Below are 16,541 nucleotides of genomic sequence, written 5' to 3' on the forward strand. Positions count from 1 at the left end.
CGGCTCCGCCCACTGTAGCCGGGGCGGCACCGGGCGGCCCGGAAAGCCGGACGTCAGACCCGGGCATCCTCCGGGGCGCCGTCAGTGGTGTCCGTACGCGGAGCTGGGGCCGGGCCTGCCCGCGCGGAGGCCGGCCGGTCCCCGCCGTCAGGCGCTCTCGGGTCCCGTCACGACGGGGCGCAGCTCCGAGGGCAGTCCCCACTCACTCCAGGAGCCGTCGTACACCGCCGTCTCGCGGTATCCGGCCAGCTCCGCCCCCAGCGCCAGGACGCAGGCGGTGACACCCGATCCGCAGCTGAAGTACAGGCGCTTCCGCTCGCCCGCCAGGGCGGTGAACGCGGCGCGCAGTTCGGCCGCCGGGCGCATCCGGCCCTCGCTCTGGATCTCACCGAACGGCAGACCGACCGCCCCCGGCATATGGCCGCCGCGCAGCCCCGCACGCGGTTCGGGTGCCCTGCCGAGAAACCGTTCCCGGGACCTGGCGTCGAACACGGCGGCCGCGGGGTCGGCCAGCGCCCGCGCCACCTCGCCGGCGCCGACGACCAGGCCCGCGCGCGGCGCGGCCGTGAAGTCACCGCGCTCCGTGGCAACCACGGGCGCACCGCTCTCCAGCGGCAGGCCGGCGCCGGCCCAGCCGGGCAGACCGCCGTCGAGCACGGCCACCCGGTCGAAGCCCATCGCCCGGAGCATCCACCAGGCGCGGGGGCTGGAGTAGACGCCCGCCCCGTCGTAGACGACGACGGTGTCACCGGTGCGCAGGCCCAGGGAGCGCAGCTCCTCGGTGAACCGGGCGGGCTCCGGCATCGCGTGGGGCAGCGGGACCGAGTGGTCGCTGAGCGCACCGTCGATGTCGAAGGGCCGCGCGCCCGGAATCCGCTGCCCGGCGCCCCGGTGCGCGCCGACCGAGGCGTCGAGCACCAGCAGACCGGGCGCACCCAGCCGCTCGGCGAGCCACTCGGTGCCGACCAGCGGGCCCGGAAGCCGTACGTTCTCGTCCACTGTTCCCCCACTCCCCCGGACGGACCGAAGCGCCCGTCACCCCACAGGATTTTCAAGATCGCAGCGGCCCCGGCCGCTGTCAACGGTGGCCCGTCGCCGCCGGCGACAGCCGTCCGTCCGGTCGGCACGGCCGTACCCGGGCCGCGCCGCCCCGGCGCCGCCGACGGCGCCCTGGGCCGGTACCTTCCTGATCAGGGCGTCCGCCCGATCCGACCCGACCGAAGCGCGAGGCCAGCCAGTGGAGACCCAAGGCGGCATCACCGTTCAGCGGGCCCTCGAACTGCCGGGGCTGCGCAGCGGACTCCCCGAGGTGGTGTCCGGCGCCGACCGGCTCAGCCGTACGGTGCGCTGGGTCCACGCGGGCGAGGTCCCCAACATCGCCTCACTGCTCAAGGGCGGCGAGCTGCTCCTCACCACCGGTATGGGACTCGGCAGCCGCCCCGCCGAGCAGCGCGCGTTCGTCCGCAGGCTCGCCGACCGCGGCATCGCCGCCCTGGTGGTGGAACTCGGTCCGCGTTTCAGCAGGCTGCCCGCCTCGATAGTGGACGCCGCGCGCGCCGCCGGGCTGCCGCTGGTCCAGCTGCACCGCGAGGTGCCGTTCGTGACGGTGACCGAGGAGATCCACACCGAGATCGTCAACGGTCACTACGCGCTCCTCCAGCAGGCCGAGGAGGTCCACCGGCGCTGCACCCAGGCGCTGCTCGGCGGTGGCGGGGTACCCCAGGTGCTGGGCATCCTGGCGGACTTCACGGCCAACCCGGTGTTCCTGGAGACGGCCGACGGCCAGCTGCTGTACGCGGCGGGCACCGGGTCCGGTCCGGTCTCCGCCGATCCGCTCCAGGTCTGGGACGGGATGCGCGGCGGCCGGGCGGCCCGCGAGTCGCCGCCCCTCGGCGCGGTGCTCGCGGATGTGCCGGGCGGCGGCCCGGGGGCCGGTTCGGTACGGGCCCGGCTGGTCCTGCTGGCCGTGGACGGCCCGCTGGTGACGGTGCACCGGATGGCGGCGGAGCGCGCGGCCGGCCTGCTCGCCGTGGTGCTGATGCAGGCCCGCCAGGAGGAGGAACTCGCCGCGCGCGGCCGCGGTGACTTCCTGACGGATCTGGCGGAGGGCCGGATCGCGCCCGAGGACGCACCGGCCCAGGCCCGGGTGCTGGGCTTCAAACCGGGCGAGATGCCGCTGCTGCCCGTGGTGATGCGGCTGGCCCCCGAGCTGTCCCCGTCCGGCAACTGGGCGCTGCTGGCCCGCGCGGTCCTGGAGGAGCTGTCCTCGGTGGGTGTGCCGGTGTTGCTCGGGGTGCGGCCGGTGGAGGGCCGGGTGCCGCTGCTGCTGGCGCTGCGGACCGAGACGGAGCGCACGGCGGTGGCCGACCGGGTCGCCGCGGCGCTGCGGGCCGGGGTGGAGCGGGCCGGTCTGGAACGGGCGGGTTCCCATCCCCCGGTCGTCGTGGTCGGGGTGGCGGGCAGCTGGGCGACGGCCGGTGCGGGGCTCCGGCACGCGGCGGAGACGGCCACGGCGGCAGAGGGGCTCAGCGACCGGCCCTGGTACGACGCCCGGCGCCTCGATATCGACCTGCTGCTCTGGCGGCTGCGGGACCATCCGGACCTGGCGGCGTTCGTCGAGCGGGCGATCGGACCGCTGCGCGATCACGACCGCACCTCGCGCCCGCCGCTGCTGCCCACGCTGGAGACCTACCTCGCGCATGCGGGCCGCAAGGCGGAGACGGCGCGCGAGCTGCACCTGAACCGTCAGACGCTGTACAACCGGCTCGCCCGTATCGGTGAACTTCTCGGCACCGATCTGGACGATCCGCAGGCGGTACTGGCTCTGAGCCTGGCCCTGCGCGCCCGCCGCCACGCGTCGTAGCGGCCGGCCCCCTCCCGGCTCAGCGGATCCGGGCCACCGCCAACGGATGCGCCAACTCGTCGTACACGCTCAGCACTTGGGCGATCGTGTCGTCCTCGGTCGGCCAACTCGCCGCCTGGGCAAGACCCGCGGCGGCCAGCCGGTCCCGTACCGCCGGATCGCCGAGCAGCCGGGCCACGGCGCGGGCGAGCGCCTCCGCGTTCCCGTACGGCACGAGTTCCGCGGCGTCGCCCACGAGTTCGGGCACCCCGCCGACCGCGGTGGCGACCAGCGGCACGCCGATCCGCAGCGCGTCCTGGGCCACCATCGAGCGGGCCTCCCAGCGGCTGGGCAGCACGACCAGATCGGCGGCGGCCAGCAGCTCGGTGACATCGGTCCGGCTGCCGATCAGCGCGACGGGCAGGTCCTCGTCCTTGATCCGGCGCTGCAGAGCGGCCCGCTCGCGCCCCTCCCCCGCGATGACCAGCAGGGGTACGGTGTCCAGCCGCCGCCACGACCGCGCCGCGTCGAGCAGCGCGCCGAACCCGTGCTGTGGCACCAGACTGCCGACCGCCATGATCAACGGCCGCTCCACCGCGCCGAGTTCGGCCCGCACCTTGCCGTCGAGCAGCACGGCGGGGAGCCGCGGTGCCGGAGTGGCGACGGGCGCGAGCCGGGCGTCGCGCGCCCCACGCCGCCGGGCCCGGTCGACCAGGTCCGACGAGGCACCGAGCACCACGGCCGCCGCACGGGCGGCCCTCCGCTCCAGCAGATGCAGCAGCCGGCGGCGGGCGCCCTCGGCATGGGACCGGGTGTGCCAGGTGACGACCAGCGGGACGCGGCGTCCGCCGAGCGCCAGAGCGGCCCGTACGGCGGCGTGCGGTCCGTGCGCATGGACCACGTCGGCGCCGGCGCAGGCAGCGCGCAGCGCGGCGACGGAGGCCGGATCGGTGCGCCTCGGTACGGGCGCGAAGTGCGCCCCCGTCGCGGAGAAATCGTAGGTTCGGTCCAGCCCGGCGGGCGCGCAGACCGTGACCTGCACGCCTCTCGCGACCAGTCCGGCGGCCAGCGAGCCGACATGGGCGCTGCTTCCCGCACTGCCTCCGCCCAGTACTTGGACCGTACGCAGCTGTGACACGTTGAATGGCTCCCGGGGCTGCCGAGTCGGCGGTATGTACACCGCCAAGGATGCCAGTCCGTACGCACGTTCCGGCACGGCCGGACCGTAACTCCGGTGCGCACCGCAACAAACCGGGCGTGGCGCACCACTCGCACGGGTGAAGATCGCGGCGCCCCTCCGCGGGCTCAGCGCCCCCGGAGCGCCCCGCCGGGCCGGACGCGACGATACATTCCGGACACCCCTCAGCCGTCCGCCCGTGCCGTGGCGAGCAGTTCCTCCGCGTGGGCGCGGGCCGTCTCGGAGTCCTCCTGGCCCGCGAGCATCCGGGACAGCTCCCGTACCCGCTCCTCGCCCTCCAGGACGGTGACACCGCTCCTGGTCACCGAGCCGTCCACGGTCTTCTCGACCAGCAGCTGACGGTCGGCGAACGCGGCGACCTGGGGCAGGTGGGTGACGACCACGACCTGGGCGGACTTCGCGAGCTTCGCCAGCCGGCGCCCGACCTCGACGGCGGCCTTGCCGCCGACGCCCGCGTCGACCTCGTCGAAGAGGTAGGTGGGTACGGGGTCGGAGCCGGCGAAGACCACCTCGACGGCGAGCATCACCCGGGACAGCTCACCGCCCGATGCGCCCTTGGCGATCGGGCGGGGCTGGGCGCCGGGGTGCGGGGCCAGCAGCAGTTCGACCTCGTCGGCGCCGGACGGCCCGTAGGCCACGCTGCGTCCGCCGATGTCGATGCCGGACGCCTCGTCGGCCGCCTCGGTCTGCCGGATGTCGAAGGAGACCCGGGCGTGCGGCATGGCGAGGGAGGCGAGTTCCGCGGTGACCGCCTCGGCAAAGAGCGCCGCCGCCGCCGTACGGGCGTCGGTCAGCGCCTGTCCGAGTCCGGAGAGTTCGGTGCGCAGCGCGTCCCGTTCCGCGGTCAGTTCGCCGATCCGGTCATCGTCGCTCTCCAGCTCCGTGAGGCGCGCGGCCCCCTGCTCGGCCCAGGCCAGCACGGCGCCGATGTCGTCGCCGTACTTGCGGGTGAGCCCGGTGAGCGCGGCGCGCCGCTCCTCGACCGCGGCGAGCCGCAGCGGGTCGGAGTCCAGCTGGTCGGCGTAGCCCGCGAGTTCGCCCGCGACGTCGGAGAGCAGGATGGAGATCTCGCCGACCCGGTCCGCCAGCGCGGCGAGCGCCGGGTCGTGGGACCGGACCCCTTCCAGCGCCTGCCCGGCCGCCGCCACGACGGTCGCCGCGTCGACCGCCTCCTGGTCCTCGGGATTGCCGGCCAGCGCGGTGTGCGCGAGGGAGGCGGCGGAGGCGAGGGCGTCGGCGTGGCCGAGCCGCTGGGCCTCGGCGGCCAGCTCGGTGTCCTCACCGGGCAGCGGTTCGACCGCGGCGACCTCGTTCAGCCCGAAGCGCAGCAGATCGGCTTCCTGGGCGCGTTCGCGGGCGCGCGTCGTCAGTTCGTCGAGTTCGCTCGCGACGTCGCGCAGCCGCCGGTAGGCCGCCGCGTACGTGGTGTGCGGTCCGGCGACGCCGTCGCCCGCGTACCGGTCGAGGGCCTGCCGCTGCCGGGCCGGCTTGAGCAGCCCCTGCTGGTCGGTCTGGCCGTGCACGGCGACGAGTTCGTCGGCGAGTTCGGCCAGCACGCCCACCGGCACGGATCTGCCGCCCAGATGTGCGCGGGAGCGCCCCTCCGCCGAAACGGTACGGCTGATCAGCAGCGCACCGTCCTCGATCTCCGCCCCGGCCTCCTCGGCCCGCAGCGCCGCCGCGTCGCCCTCGGACACCGTGATCCGGCCCTCGACGACCGCGGCCTTCGCACCGATCCGCACGAGGGCGGGGTCGGCGCGTCCGCCGAGCAGCAGCCCCAGGCTGGTGACGACCATGGTCTTGCCCGCGCCGGTCTCACCGGTCACCGCGGTGAAACCGGGTGACAGCTCCACCACCGCGTCGTCGATGACTCCGAGCGACCGTATCCGCATCTCCTCCAACACGGACATGACCATACGAGGTTTCGTGGCCGGCGCGCACACGGGCTGCGGCCGGGGCACCGGATCGGGTGGGTACGAAGGAGTCCCCGGGCGCCCCGCCCGGGGTCAGTTCGGCGCGCCCCGCCACCCCGACACCGGCAGCGCGAACTTGGCCACCAGCCGGTCCGTGAAGGACGCCTGGTGCAGCCGGGCCAGCCGTACGGGCACCGCGCCGCGCCGCACCTCGACCCGCGCTCCGGCGGGCAGCTCGACGGTCCTGCGCCCGTCGCACCACAGCACCCCGTGCGGGGTGTGCGGCTGGACCTCGACGGCGAGCACCGAGGTGGGCGAGGTGACCAGCGGCTTGGCGAAGAGCGCGTGGGCGCTGATGGGGACCATCAACAGCGCCTCGACCTCGGGCCAGACGACGGGTCCGCCGGCCGAGAAGGCGTACGCGGTCGAGCCGGTGGGCGTCGCACACACGATGCCGTCGCAGCCGAACCCGGTGACCGGCCGGCCGTCGATCTCCAGCACGACCTCCAGCATCCGCTCGGGCGACACCTTCTGCACGGCCGCCTCGTTGAGCGCCCAGTCGGTGTGGACGACGTTGCCGTTGCTGTGCACGACGACGTCGATCGTCATGCGTTCCTCAACGGTGTACGCCCGGGTGACGACCCGGTTGACGACCCTGTCCAGGTCGTCGCGCTCCGCCTCGGCGAGGAAGCCCACCCGGCCCAGGTTGACGCCGAGCATCGGCACTCCGGAGGCGCGCGAGAGCTCCGCACCGCGCAGCAGCGTCCCGTCCCCGCCGAGCACGATCAGCAGTTCGCAGCCGTTCACCACCTCGGGGGTGGCATCGGTGACCGTCTCGACGGACGGTGGCAGCGGCAGGTCGGCCGCCTCGGTCGCCAGCACCCGTACGCCCAGGCCGCTGCGCAGCAGGCCCTGGACCACGAGCTCGGCGCTGCGGATCGCGGCCGGCCGGCCGGTGTGTGCCAGAAGAAAGACTGTTCGTGCTGTATTCGTCGTCAACGAGGCCCCTCCGCCACTGCACGGTCGACATCCGCGGGATCCAGCTCAGGTGCTCCGGCCCGCAGCCACAGAAAGTACTCGACATTTCCCGAGGGTCCGGGCAACGGGCTCGCCGTCACGCCCCGGACCCCCAGACCGAGCGCCCGAGCCCGGCGCGCCACCTCGCGTACGGCTTCGGCCCGCAGCTCGGGACTGCGTACCACCCCGCCGCTGCCGAGCCGCTCCTTGCCCACCTCGAACTGCGGCTTGACCATGAGGACCAGGTCCGCGTCGGGGGCGGCACAGCGCGCCAGTGCGGGCATGACGAGCCCCAGCGGGATGAACGACAGATCGCCCACCACCAGATCGGCCGTCTCGCCGTCGATCGCCTCCGGCGTCAGTTCCCGTACGTTGGTGCGGTCCTTGACGGTGACGCGGTCATCGGACTGGAGCGACCAGGCGAGCTGCCCGTAGCCGACGTCCACGGCGACGACATGTGCCGCTCCGGCCCGCAGCAGCACATCGGTGAATCCACCGGTGGACGCCCCGGCGTCCAGCGCCCGCCGCCCCTCCACCTTCAGTCCCAGGGGTACGAAGGCGGCGAGGGCGCCCGCCAGCTTGTGGCCGCCCCGTGAGACGTACTCGGGGTCGCTGTCGTCCTTGGTGACGACGACCGCGGCACTCGTCTCGACCTGGGTGGCCGGTTTGGTCGCGGTGCTGCCGCCGACGGTCACCCGTCCTGCGGCGATCAACTGGCTGGCATGCTCGCGTGAGCGGGCGAGCTTTCGGCGTACCAGCTCGGCGTCGAGACGGCGACGGGCCACTCCTGCCACGTTCGGTTCAGCTCCTGTTGTTGTACGAGTTGTTGTCGGGGGTGTTGTACGAGTTGTCGTTCGGGGGCACCGGTGCGGGTGCGGGCCCGGCGTCCAGCCCGGTCAGCGCGTCACGCAGTCCGCGGTGTACATCCTCGTACACCTCGATGTGGCCGCCCGCCGGGAGGTGGTCGGCGTCGGACAGGCGCTCCAGTTCCGCGTCCACCCCGGCGTTGCCGGTGGGCGTGCGGACGACACCGAGGGGTGCCGGGGCCGCCGGGTCGTGCGCAGCCGCCCGGGTCGGCTCCTGCGGCGCGTCCTGCGGGATCTCCCCGGGCGCGGTTCCGGCGGCCGTCCCCGGCCCCGGCATCGAGTCGCTCATGCGGGAAACGCTACCCCGAGGGGCTGCGGTACCGTCGATCACGATGGCGACCATGGCGGAGTGCCGCAGCGCACTCGACAGACTTTCGGACAACCTCGCGGGGGCCGACGGCGACGTGCGCAGCGCGGCGTCCCTCGACCGTTCGCTGAGCTGCCACATCAAGGACCTCGACATCACGTTCACCGGCCGGCTGGCCGGCGGCCGGATCCAGGTCCTGGACACGGTCGAGGGGCCGCCTCCGCAGAAAACGGAGATACGTCTCGCGATGACCGGGGACGATCTGGTGGCCCTGGTGAACGGCGAGCTGAACTTCGCCAAGGCGTGGGGCTCGGGCCGGGTACGCCTGGAGGCCGGCTTCCGCGACCTCCTGAAGCTCAGATCCCTCCTGTAGCCCTGCCCCTGCCGAGCCCGTCCCGTAGCGGTCACATCAAGCCCGTCCGGCGCTTGAGGGCGAAGCGTGGCCGCAGGGCTCCCGCACCGCACAGGGCCCCCTCCTACGCCGACGCGGCCCGCGCGACCCGCGCGGCCGGCACCACCAGCGGCGTCCCCGTCTCCGGATCGGAGATCACCTGGCACCGCAGCCCGAACACCCGCTCCACCAGTTCCGCGGTGACGATCTCCCCGGGCGGGCCCTCCGCGACGATCTCGCCCTCCCGCATCGCGACGAGGTGCGTGGCGTACCGCGCGGCGTGATTGAGATCGTGCAGCACGGCCACCAGCGTGCGCCCCTGTGTCTCGTGCAGTTCCGCGCACAGGTCGAGCACATCGATCTGGTGCTGGATGTCCAGGTAGGTCGTCGGCTCGTCCAGGAGCAGCAGCGGTGTCTGCTGCGCGAGCGCCATCGCGATCCAGACGCGCTGACGCTGGCCGCCGGACAATTCGTCGACATAGCGATCACCGAGTTCACCGACGCCGGTCGACGCCATCGATTCCTCGACAATGCGTTCGTCCTCGGGCGACCACTGCCGCAGCAGCCCCTGGTGCGGATAGCGCCCTCTGGCCACCAGATCCGCCACGGTGATGCCGTCCGGCGCGATCGAGGACTGGGGCAGCAGCCCCAGCGTCCTGGCGACCTTCTTCGCGGGCATCCGGTGAATCGCCTGCCCGTCCAGCAGCACCTGGCCCCGGCTCGGCTTGAGCATCCGGGAGAGCGCCCGCAGCAATGTCGACTTGCCGCAGGCGTTGGGGCCGACGATCACGGTGAACGAGTGGTCGGGTATCTCGACCGAGAGGTTCTCCGCGATGACCCGCTGGTCGTAGCCGAGGGTCACCGAGTCCGCGGTGAGGCGCTGCATGGTCGTACTCCGTGAGTCGGTCGGGGGGCTGGTGAGGGACTGAGCGGCGGGCGAGGACTTCACCCGGTCGGTGGCGACATCCGTGGCACCAGCGACATCCGCGGCATCGGTGGCCCCGACGGCATCGGTGGCACCAGTGGCATCGACGGATACGTTCTTCATATGCGACCCGCCTTCCGCTCGGACACCAGCAGCCACAGCAGATAGCAGCCGCCGAGCACTCCGGTCACCACACCGACGGGCAGTTGCCGGTCCCCGAAGGCATCGAGCGCGACCCAGTCGGCGACGAGCAGCAGGGCGGCACCCATGAAGGTCGCGGCCACCAGATTGGGGCCGGTCGAGCGGGTCAGCCGGCGGGCCAGCTGCGGGGCGCTGAGCGAGACGAACGCGATCGGCCCGGCGGCGGCCGTGGCGACGGCGACGAGCAGCACCGCGGAGCCCATCAGGACGAGGCGGGTACGTTCGACCCGTACACCGAGCGCGTACGCGGCGTCGTCGCCCATCTCCATCACCCGCAGGGCCGGTCCGTGCGCGAACACCAGCGGCAGCAGGACACCGCAGACCGCGAGCAGCGGCCAGACCTGCGCCCAGTCCCGCCCGTCGAGCGAGCCGGTCATCCAGACGACGGCCCGGGTGGCGTCCACGAGGTTGGCCTTGGTGATCAGGTACTGGTTCACGGCGGTCAGCATGGCGGCGGCGCCGATCCCGACCAGGACGAGCCGGAAGCCGTGCACCCCGCGCTTCCACGCCAGCAGATAGACGGCGACCCCGGTCAGCAGACCGCCGGCCACCGCACCCCCCGCGACCGCCGTCGCCCCGCCCTGGAACAGCACGATCACGGTCAGCGCACCCACCGTCGCGCCCTGGGCGAAGCCCAGCACATCGGGGCTGCCGAGTGGGTTGCGCGAGATGGTCTGGAAGACGGCGCCGCCGGCACCGAGCGCCGCACCCACGAGGAGTCCGACCAGTACCCGCGGCAGCCGCAGGTCCGTGACGATGAACTCCTGCTGGAAGGTGCCGTGTCCGAAGAGCGTGGTGACGACCTCGCCCGGGGTCATGGCGAAGTCGCCGCTGCCGATGAGGACGACCCCGGCCCCCGCCACCACGACCGCGAGCAGCGCAGTCACCAGGGACGCCCGGACGTTCATCCGGAACGAGCATCCGCCGGCCGTCCGCACGGCCCGCACCGACCGGGCCGTCCCGGTCCTCCCCGTCTCCCGTGACGCCCGCGCCGTCTCCTTCGTGTGCGTGGCCGTCACAGCTGGGACATCCTCTTGCGTCGTACGAGATGGATGAAGACCGGCCCGCCGATCAGCGCGGTGACGATACCGACCTGGAGTTCGGACGGGCGGGCGACGATCCGGCCCACCACGTCCGCGCCGAGCAGCAGCACCGGGGAGAGCACGGCCGCGTACGGCAGGATCCACCGCATGTCGGGACCCGTGATCACGCGCACCAGGTGCGGGATCATCAGCCCGATGAAGACGATCGGTCCGCACGCGGCGGTCGCCGCCCCGCACAGCAGGGTGACGGCGAGCATGGCGAGGACCCGTGTTCTGGTCAGATGGGCGCCGAGTGCCCGCGCCGTGTCGTCGCCCATCTCCAGGGCGTTGAGCGGACGGGCGATGAGCAGGGTCAGTACGACACCGATCGCGATGAACGGCCACACCTTGCCGACCGTCTCGGTGTTCGCGGAGGCGAGCGACCCGACAGTCCAGAACCGCAGCCGGTCCAGCGCCGCGGAATCCAGCAGTTGTACGGCGTTGACGTACCCGTACAGCGCCGCGGTGACCGCGGTACCGGCGAGCGCGAGCCGTACCGGAGTGGCGGACCGGCTGCCCCCGAGCAGGTACACGGCCACCGACACGATCGCGGCGCCGGCGAAGGCGAACCAGACGTACCCGGTCAGTGAGGTGACACCGAAGAAGCTGATGGCGGAGACGACGGCCGCGGATGCCCCCGCGTTGACGCCCAGCAGTCCGGGCTCGGCCAAGGGGTTACGGGTGAGCGCCTGCATCACGGCCCCGGCGAGGCCGAGCGCGCTGCCGACGATCAGCCCGAGGACGGTCCGGGGAACCCGCATCTTCCGTACGAGGACGTCGTCGCTGCTCCCCGCGTAGTGGAACAGCCCGTGCCAGACGTCGGCGAGGGGCAGTGCCTTGGCGCCGATCCCGATACTCGCCAGGCACACCAGCGCCAGGAGCGCCAGAGCCACCAGGAGCCCTGCGGCTCGTACCGCATGGCGCCCGGGGGGCTCGGGTTCAGCCGGCGCGGCTGTCGGGCCTGCACTCGGCTCCGGGGGACTCTCAACGAACACGCCGGTTAGGTTAGCCTACCCTGCCGTGGCCTCGATCCGGCCACCCGGCCCCGTGCCCGAACCCCCGCTCCGACCGCCCGCCGACTCCCCTCCGGACGCCGCCACGATCACCTCCGCCCGCGCCGCGGCCGGCGAGACCGAATGCCCGACCAGACCACCGACCGATCACCGACCGGATGACGCCGGCGGGATCACCGCCGCTACAGCCCGAGCCTGGCCACGGCCTTCCCCGCGTCCAGCCCGCACGACCCTTCGCCGGCCCGGGACCACGCCGCCCCGCACAGCGCCCGCAGACCGTCGAGCGCCTCCCCCTCGCCCTCCAGCACGAGCTGTTCACCCCGGACGGACGCCGTCCAGCCACCGCAGCCGAAGCCTTCGCCCGCCTGTGTCACCTCGGGCTGCCCGGTCAGCAGTCCCCGCAGATCGGCGTCCACGTACGTCGGCCGGTGCTCCGGCTTCGCGGCCACCAGTTGGACCGCGTCCGTCACCCCGGTCAGCACCAGCAGCGAGTCGACACCGCCGTTGAACGCCCCCTCGATGTCCGTGTCGAGCCGGTCCCCGACCACCAACGGCCGCTGCGCGCCGGTCCGCAGCACCGTCTCCCTGTGCATCGGCGGCAGCGGCTTCCCGGCCACCTGCGGCTCGGCCCCGGTCGCGATCCGTACGACCTCCACGGCCGCCCCGTTGCCGGGCGCGATTCCCCGGGCGCTCGGAATGGTCAGATCCGTGTTGGACGCGAACCACGGCAACCCGCGATTGACCGCATAGGCGGCCTCGGCGAAGCGGCCCCACGCCATGTCGGGGCCGCCGTATCCCTGCGCGACCGCCACCGGTTCGTCGTCCGCCGACTCCACCGGCCGCAGCCCGCGTTCACGCAGCGCCACCCGCAACCCCTCGCCCCCGACCACCAGCACCCGGGCCCCGGCCGGGAGCTGATCGGCGATCAGCCGGGCCACCGCCTGCGCGGAAGTGATCACGTCGGCGGGCTCGGCCGGCACCCCGAGCTCGGTCAGATGCTCCGCCACCGCATCCGGCGTCCGCAGCGCGTTGTTGGTCACGTACGCCAGGTGCATTCCACCGTCCCGCGCCGTGCCGAGCGCCTCGACCGCATGGTCGATCGCCTGCCCGCCCGCGTACACCACCCCGTCGAGATCGAGCAGAGCCGTGTCGTACGCCTCACTCAACGCGGTACTGATCCCGCTCGGCCTGGTCCTGCTCGCCTGGCTCATATCCTGCGCTCCTCATTGCCCGCTTCTCCCCCCGATCATCGCGCATCCCCGAACCGCACATACGATGCAGAAATGAATTCACGAGGCCCTGCGGACCAGGGACTGCACCTGATTCCGTTCCGTGGACTGCGCTACGTCCCCGAGCTGGTCGGCAGCCTCGCCGCAGTGACCTCGCCCCCGTACGACGTCGTCGTACGGCCCGACGGGCTGCTCCACCTGGAGTCGGCGGATCCGCACAACATCGTGCGCCTGATCCTCCCGCAGGCCGACACCGCGTCCGCCCGCCACGAACAGGCCGCGGCCACGCTCGGCCGCTGGCTCGCCGAGGGGATCCTCGCCCCCGATCCCGAGCCCGCGCTCTACGTGTACGAGCAGCGCAACGACGAGATCCTCCAGCGCGGCGTCATCGGCGCGCTGGCCCTCTCCGGCCCCGCCGACGGCATCGTGCTCCCGCACGAGGACGTGATGGCCGATGTCGTCGAGGACCGCGCCGACCTGATGCGGACCACCGAGGCCCACCTCGAACCGCTGCTGCTGACCTACCGCAGCGACGGCAACGCCGCCGGGGCGACCGCCGTCATCGAGCGGACGATCCACCGCCCGCCGCTGCTCGCGACCACCACCGAGGACGGCTTCAGCCACCGGCTCTGGGCGATCACCGACGCCGCCGAACGATCGGTGGTGGAGACGGATCTGGCCCGTCACCAGGCCCTGATCGCCGACGGCCACCACCGCTGGGCCACCTATCTCAGGCTTCAGCGGGAACACTCCGTCCCCGGTCCCTGGGACTTCGGTCTGGTCCTCCTGGTCGACACGGCCCGGTACCCGCTCCGGGTCCGGTCCATCCACCGGCTGCTGCACGGCCTGCCCGTCGCCGACGCACTCGCCGCGCTGACCGGCCTCTTCCGCATCCGCGACATCGAGGGGCCGCTCCCCCGGGCCCTGGACGCCCTGGCCGGGGCAGCCGCCGAGGGCAACGCCTTCCTGCTCGCGGGCGACGGCGGTTTCCATCTGGTCGACCGCCCCGACGAGGCCCTGCTGACCCGCACCGTCCCGGCCGACCGGCCGGCCGCCTGGCGCACCCTCGACGCCACGGTCCTGCACTCGGCACTGCTCGACCACGTCTGGGAGATACCGGACGATCCGGCGCACATCGCGTACATCCACGACACCGCGGCCGCCGTCGAACAGGCCGAGCGTCACAACGCCACGGCGGTGCTGATGCATCCCGTACGCGAGGAAGTCGTCCGGGACCTGGCCCGGCAGGGCGTCACCATGCCGCGCAAGTCGACCTCCTTCGGCCCCAAGCCGGCGACGGGCCTGGTCCTGCGCAGCCTGCCCCTCGGCTGATCCCGCACCCTGACACACAGAAGAGGGCGGCACCCCGAGTGGAGTGCCGCCCTCTTCTTGTGCGTTACGCCTTGACCGGACCGTCCTCGTCGTCGTCCTCGTCATCGTCGAGGTCGTCGTCATCGAGGTCGTCAGCGGCGGCTACCACCGGTGCCTCGACGTCATCGGCCGCGTCCGCGGGGGCGGCGGGGGCGGAAACAGGGGCGCCGTCCTCGTCATCGTCGCCGAGAACATCGACGAACTCCACACCGTCCAGCTCGGCGAGCCGGTCCGACGCGTCGGTGGAGCCGTCCTTGTCGGCCTCCAGGGCCTTCCCGAACCACTCACGCGCCTCGTCCTCGCGCCCTGCGGCCAGCAGCGCGTCCGCGTACGCGTAGCGCAGTCGCGGCGTCCACGGGTGGACGGCGCTGGAGGCCAGCTCGGAACTCTGCAGTGTCACGATGGCGGCATCGATCTGCCCCATGTCCCGGCGGGCTCCGGCAGCGACCAGACGCATCTCGACCTGTCCGGCCTTGTCCAGCTTCTGCACCTCGGGCTCACCGGCCATGGCCATCGCCCGCTCGGGCCGGCCGAGTCCGCGCTCGCAGTCGGCCATGACCGGCCACAGCTCCACGGAACCGGTCATCCGACGGGAGGCCCGGAACTCCGCCAGCGCCTCCGCGTACTTCTGCGTCGCGTAGGCGGCGAATCCCGCTGCCTCACGCACGGCGGCGACCCGCGAAGCCAGTCGCAGGGCGATGCGCGAGTACGCGTACGCCTGCTCGGGGTCCTCGTCGAGCAGCCGGGCCACCATGACCAGGTTCCTGGCGACGTCCTCGGCGAGGGTCTTGGGCAGGCTCATCAGCTCCTGCCGGACGTCCTTGTCGATCTCGTGACCGGTGACCTCGTCGGGGATGGGAAGCCGCTTGATCGGCTCGCGCTCACGCTCGTCCCGACGCTCGTACCCGCCGCGGTCACCGCGGTCGTCGCGGCCGCGGTAGCCGCCCCTGTCGCCGTCGTCCCGCCGACCGCGGAAACCGCCGGAGGCGCCGCCCCGGCTGTCGTCACGCCGCGGCGCACGATCCCGGTCACCCCGGTTGTCGTCGCGACGGAAACCGCCGCCAGCGCTGCTGCTGGGCCGGTTGTCGTCACGGCGGAAGCCACCGCCGGACGAACCGGAACCACCACGGCTGTCGTCGCGACGGAAACCACCGCCCGAGGAGCCGGAACCACCACGGCTGTCGTCACGACGGAAGCCACCGCCGGTGCTGCCGCCGCGGTTGTCGTCGTCGCGACGCGGGCCACGCGGCCGGTCGTCACGCCGCTCGAAGCCACCACCGGAACGCCCACCACGGTCATCATCACGACGCGGAGCCCGGTCATCACGACGGAAACTGCCACCACCGGTGCTGGAACCACCACGGTTGTCATCACGACGGAAACCACCACCGGACGAACCGGAACCACCACGGCTGTCGTCACGACGGAAGCCACCACCGGTGCTGCCACCACGGTTGTCATCGCGACGGAAACCACCGCCCGAGGAGCCGGAACCACCACGGCTGTCGTCGCGACGGAAGCCACCGCCGGTGCTGCCACCGCGGTTGTCGTCGTCGCGACGCGGGCCACGCGGCCGGTCGTCACGCCGCTCGAAGCCACCACCGGAACGCCCACCACGGTCATCATCACGACGCGGAGCCCGGTCATCACGACGGAAACTGCCACCACCGGAGGAGCCGGAACCACCACGGCTGTCGTCACGCCGCGGCGCACGATCCCGGTCACCCCGGTTGTCGTCGCGACGGAAACCGCCGCCACCGCTGCTGCTGGGCCGGCTGTCGTCACGGCGGGCGCCGCCGCTGTGGGTGGGCCTGCTGTCGTCACGGCGGCTTCCACCGCGGTCGTTGTCCCGACGCTGGCCGCCCGACCGGTCGTCACGACCCCCGCTGACGCCGCCACGGTCACCGCCGTCCCGGCGACGCGGCTCGCGCTCCGAACGATCGTCGGGAGAGTTGGTGGACATCGGTGGTGCTCCTGTCATCGGGTACTACAGACATTCTTGCGCAGCCGGACACCCGACGCGCTTCGACAAAACAAAAAGGACCCTTGGTCCCAGCGTTGAACGCTGGGACCAAGGGTCCTTCAAAGATTGTTCGGCGGCGTCCTACTCTCCCACAGGGTCCCCCCTGCAGTACCATCGGCGCTGAAAGGCTTAGCTTCCGGGTTCGGAATGTAACCGGGCGTTT

The 16,541-nt window shown here is 72.9% G+C and carries 15 protein-coding genes and 1 rRNA gene; 4 read left to right on the plus strand and 12 right to left on the minus strand.

Annotation, left to right across the window (positions count from 1 at the left end; translation table 11 throughout):
- Window positions 1-147: 147 nt before the first annotated feature.
- Complete coding sequence (locus AB0I52_RS32140) at window positions 148-999, minus strand: sulfurtransferase (protein ID WP_363078605.1); 852 nt, start codon at window positions 997-999, stop codon at window positions 148-150.
- A gap of 238 nt (window positions 1,000-1,237) precedes the next feature.
- Between AB0I52_RS32140 and AB0I52_RS32145 the strand changes: the two genes are divergently transcribed.
- A complete protein-coding gene (locus tag AB0I52_RS32145) occupies window positions 1,238-2,863 on the plus strand; it encodes a PucR family transcriptional regulator (protein ID WP_363078607.1) in 1,626 nt (541 codons plus the stop codon).
- A 19-nt stretch (window positions 2,864-2,882) separates the two neighbouring features.
- Here AB0I52_RS32145 and AB0I52_RS32150 read toward each other — a convergent pair whose 3' ends face one another.
- The 5 genes from AB0I52_RS32150 to AB0I52_RS32170 all read right to left on the minus strand — a co-directional run bounded on the left by AB0I52_RS32150 (window position 2,883) and on the right by AB0I52_RS32170 (window position 8,125).
- On the minus strand, window positions 2,883-3,980 hold the full coding sequence (locus AB0I52_RS32150; protein WP_363078609.1) for a glycosyltransferase family 4 protein: 1,098 nt from the start codon (window positions 3,978-3,980) through the stop codon (window positions 2,883-2,885).
- A gap of 224 nt (window positions 3,981-4,204) precedes the next feature.
- Complete coding sequence (gene recN, locus AB0I52_RS32155) at window positions 4,205-5,950, minus strand: DNA repair protein RecN (RefSeq protein WP_363078610.1); 1,746 nt, start codon at window positions 5,948-5,950, stop codon at window positions 4,205-4,207.
- A gap of 96 nt (window positions 5,951-6,046) precedes the next feature.
- Window positions 6,047-6,952, minus strand: coding sequence for an NAD kinase (locus AB0I52_RS32160; RefSeq protein ID WP_362965543.1), 906 nt, complete (start codon window positions 6,950-6,952; stop codon window positions 6,047-6,049).
- Entirely contained in the window at window positions 6,949-7,764 is an 816-nt protein-coding gene (locus tag AB0I52_RS32165; RefSeq protein WP_363078612.1) for a TlyA family RNA methyltransferase, read from the minus strand. The genes AB0I52_RS32160 and AB0I52_RS32165 overlap by 4 nt, the downstream gene beginning before the upstream one ends.
- A gap of 7 nt (window positions 7,765-7,771) precedes the next feature.
- The gene (locus tag AB0I52_RS32170) at window positions 7,772-8,125 is read right to left on the minus strand and encodes a hypothetical protein (RefSeq protein ID WP_363078614.1); all 354 of its coding nucleotides are present in this window, start codon (window positions 8,123-8,125) and stop codon (window positions 7,772-7,774) included.
- A gap of 43 nt (window positions 8,126-8,168) precedes the next feature.
- Between AB0I52_RS32170 and AB0I52_RS32175 the strand changes: the two genes are divergently transcribed.
- Window positions 8,169-8,516 carry an SCP2 sterol-binding domain-containing protein gene (locus tag AB0I52_RS32175; RefSeq protein WP_363078616.1) on the plus strand — a complete coding sequence of 116 codons (348 nt, stop codon included), beginning with the start codon at window positions 8,169-8,171 and terminating at the stop codon, window positions 8,514-8,516.
- A gap of 103 nt (window positions 8,517-8,619) precedes the next feature.
- On the opposite strand, the gene AB0I52_RS32180 is transcribed toward AB0I52_RS32175, so the two are convergent.
- The 4 genes from AB0I52_RS32180 to AB0I52_RS32195 all read right to left on the minus strand — a co-directional run bounded on the left by AB0I52_RS32180 (window position 8,620) and on the right by AB0I52_RS32195 (window position 12,966).
- The gene (locus AB0I52_RS32180) at window positions 8,620-9,420 is read right to left on the minus strand and encodes an ABC transporter ATP-binding protein (RefSeq protein ID WP_363078628.1); all 801 of its coding nucleotides are present in this window, start codon (window positions 9,418-9,420) and stop codon (window positions 8,620-8,622) included.
- A gap of 158 nt (window positions 9,421-9,578) precedes the next feature.
- Window positions 9,579-10,568, minus strand: coding sequence for an iron chelate uptake ABC transporter family permease subunit (locus tag AB0I52_RS32185; protein WP_363078630.1), 990 nt, complete (start codon window positions 10,566-10,568; stop codon window positions 9,579-9,581).
- Window positions 10,569-10,675: 107 nt separating this feature from the next.
- Complete coding sequence (locus AB0I52_RS32190; RefSeq protein ID WP_363078618.1) at window positions 10,676-11,635, minus strand: iron chelate uptake ABC transporter family permease subunit; 960 nt, start codon at window positions 11,633-11,635, stop codon at window positions 10,676-10,678.
- A 302-nt stretch (window positions 11,636-11,937) separates the two neighbouring features.
- The gene (locus AB0I52_RS32195; RefSeq protein WP_363078620.1) at window positions 11,938-12,966 is read right to left on the minus strand and encodes an HAD-IIA family hydrolase; all 1,029 of its coding nucleotides are present in this window, start codon (window positions 12,964-12,966) and stop codon (window positions 11,938-11,940) included.
- A gap of 72 nt (window positions 12,967-13,038) precedes the next feature.
- Here AB0I52_RS32195 and AB0I52_RS32200 point away from each other — a divergent pair, with 72 nt between their 5' ends.
- On the plus strand, window positions 13,039-14,316 hold the full coding sequence (locus tag AB0I52_RS32200; RefSeq protein WP_363078622.1) for a DUF1015 domain-containing protein: 1,278 nt from the start codon (window positions 13,039-13,041) through the stop codon (window positions 14,314-14,316).
- 64 nt (window positions 14,317-14,380) lie between these two features.
- Here the strand turns inward: AB0I52_RS32200 and AB0I52_RS32205 are convergent, their stop codons facing one another.
- Complete coding sequence (locus AB0I52_RS32205; RefSeq protein WP_363078624.1) at window positions 14,381-15,157, minus strand: tetratricopeptide repeat protein; 777 nt, start codon at window positions 15,155-15,157, stop codon at window positions 14,381-14,383.
- Between the two features lie 30 nt (window positions 15,158-15,187).
- Here AB0I52_RS32205 and AB0I52_RS32210 point away from each other — a divergent pair, with 30 nt between their 5' ends.
- Entirely contained in the window at window positions 15,188-16,417 is a 1,230-nt protein-coding gene (locus AB0I52_RS32210; RefSeq protein ID WP_363078626.1) for a hypothetical protein, read from the plus strand.
- A gap of 29 nt (window positions 16,418-16,446) precedes the next feature.
- Here AB0I52_RS32210 and rrf read toward each other — a convergent pair.
- A 5S ribosomal RNA gene (rrf, locus tag AB0I52_RS32215) occupies window positions 16,447-16,541 on the minus strand; the annotation flags it as partial.

The sequence above is a fragment of the Streptomyces sp. NPDC050423 genome (assembly GCF_040655445.1).
Taxonomy (GTDB): Bacteria; Actinomycetota; Actinomycetes; order Streptomycetales; family Streptomycetaceae; genus Streptomyces.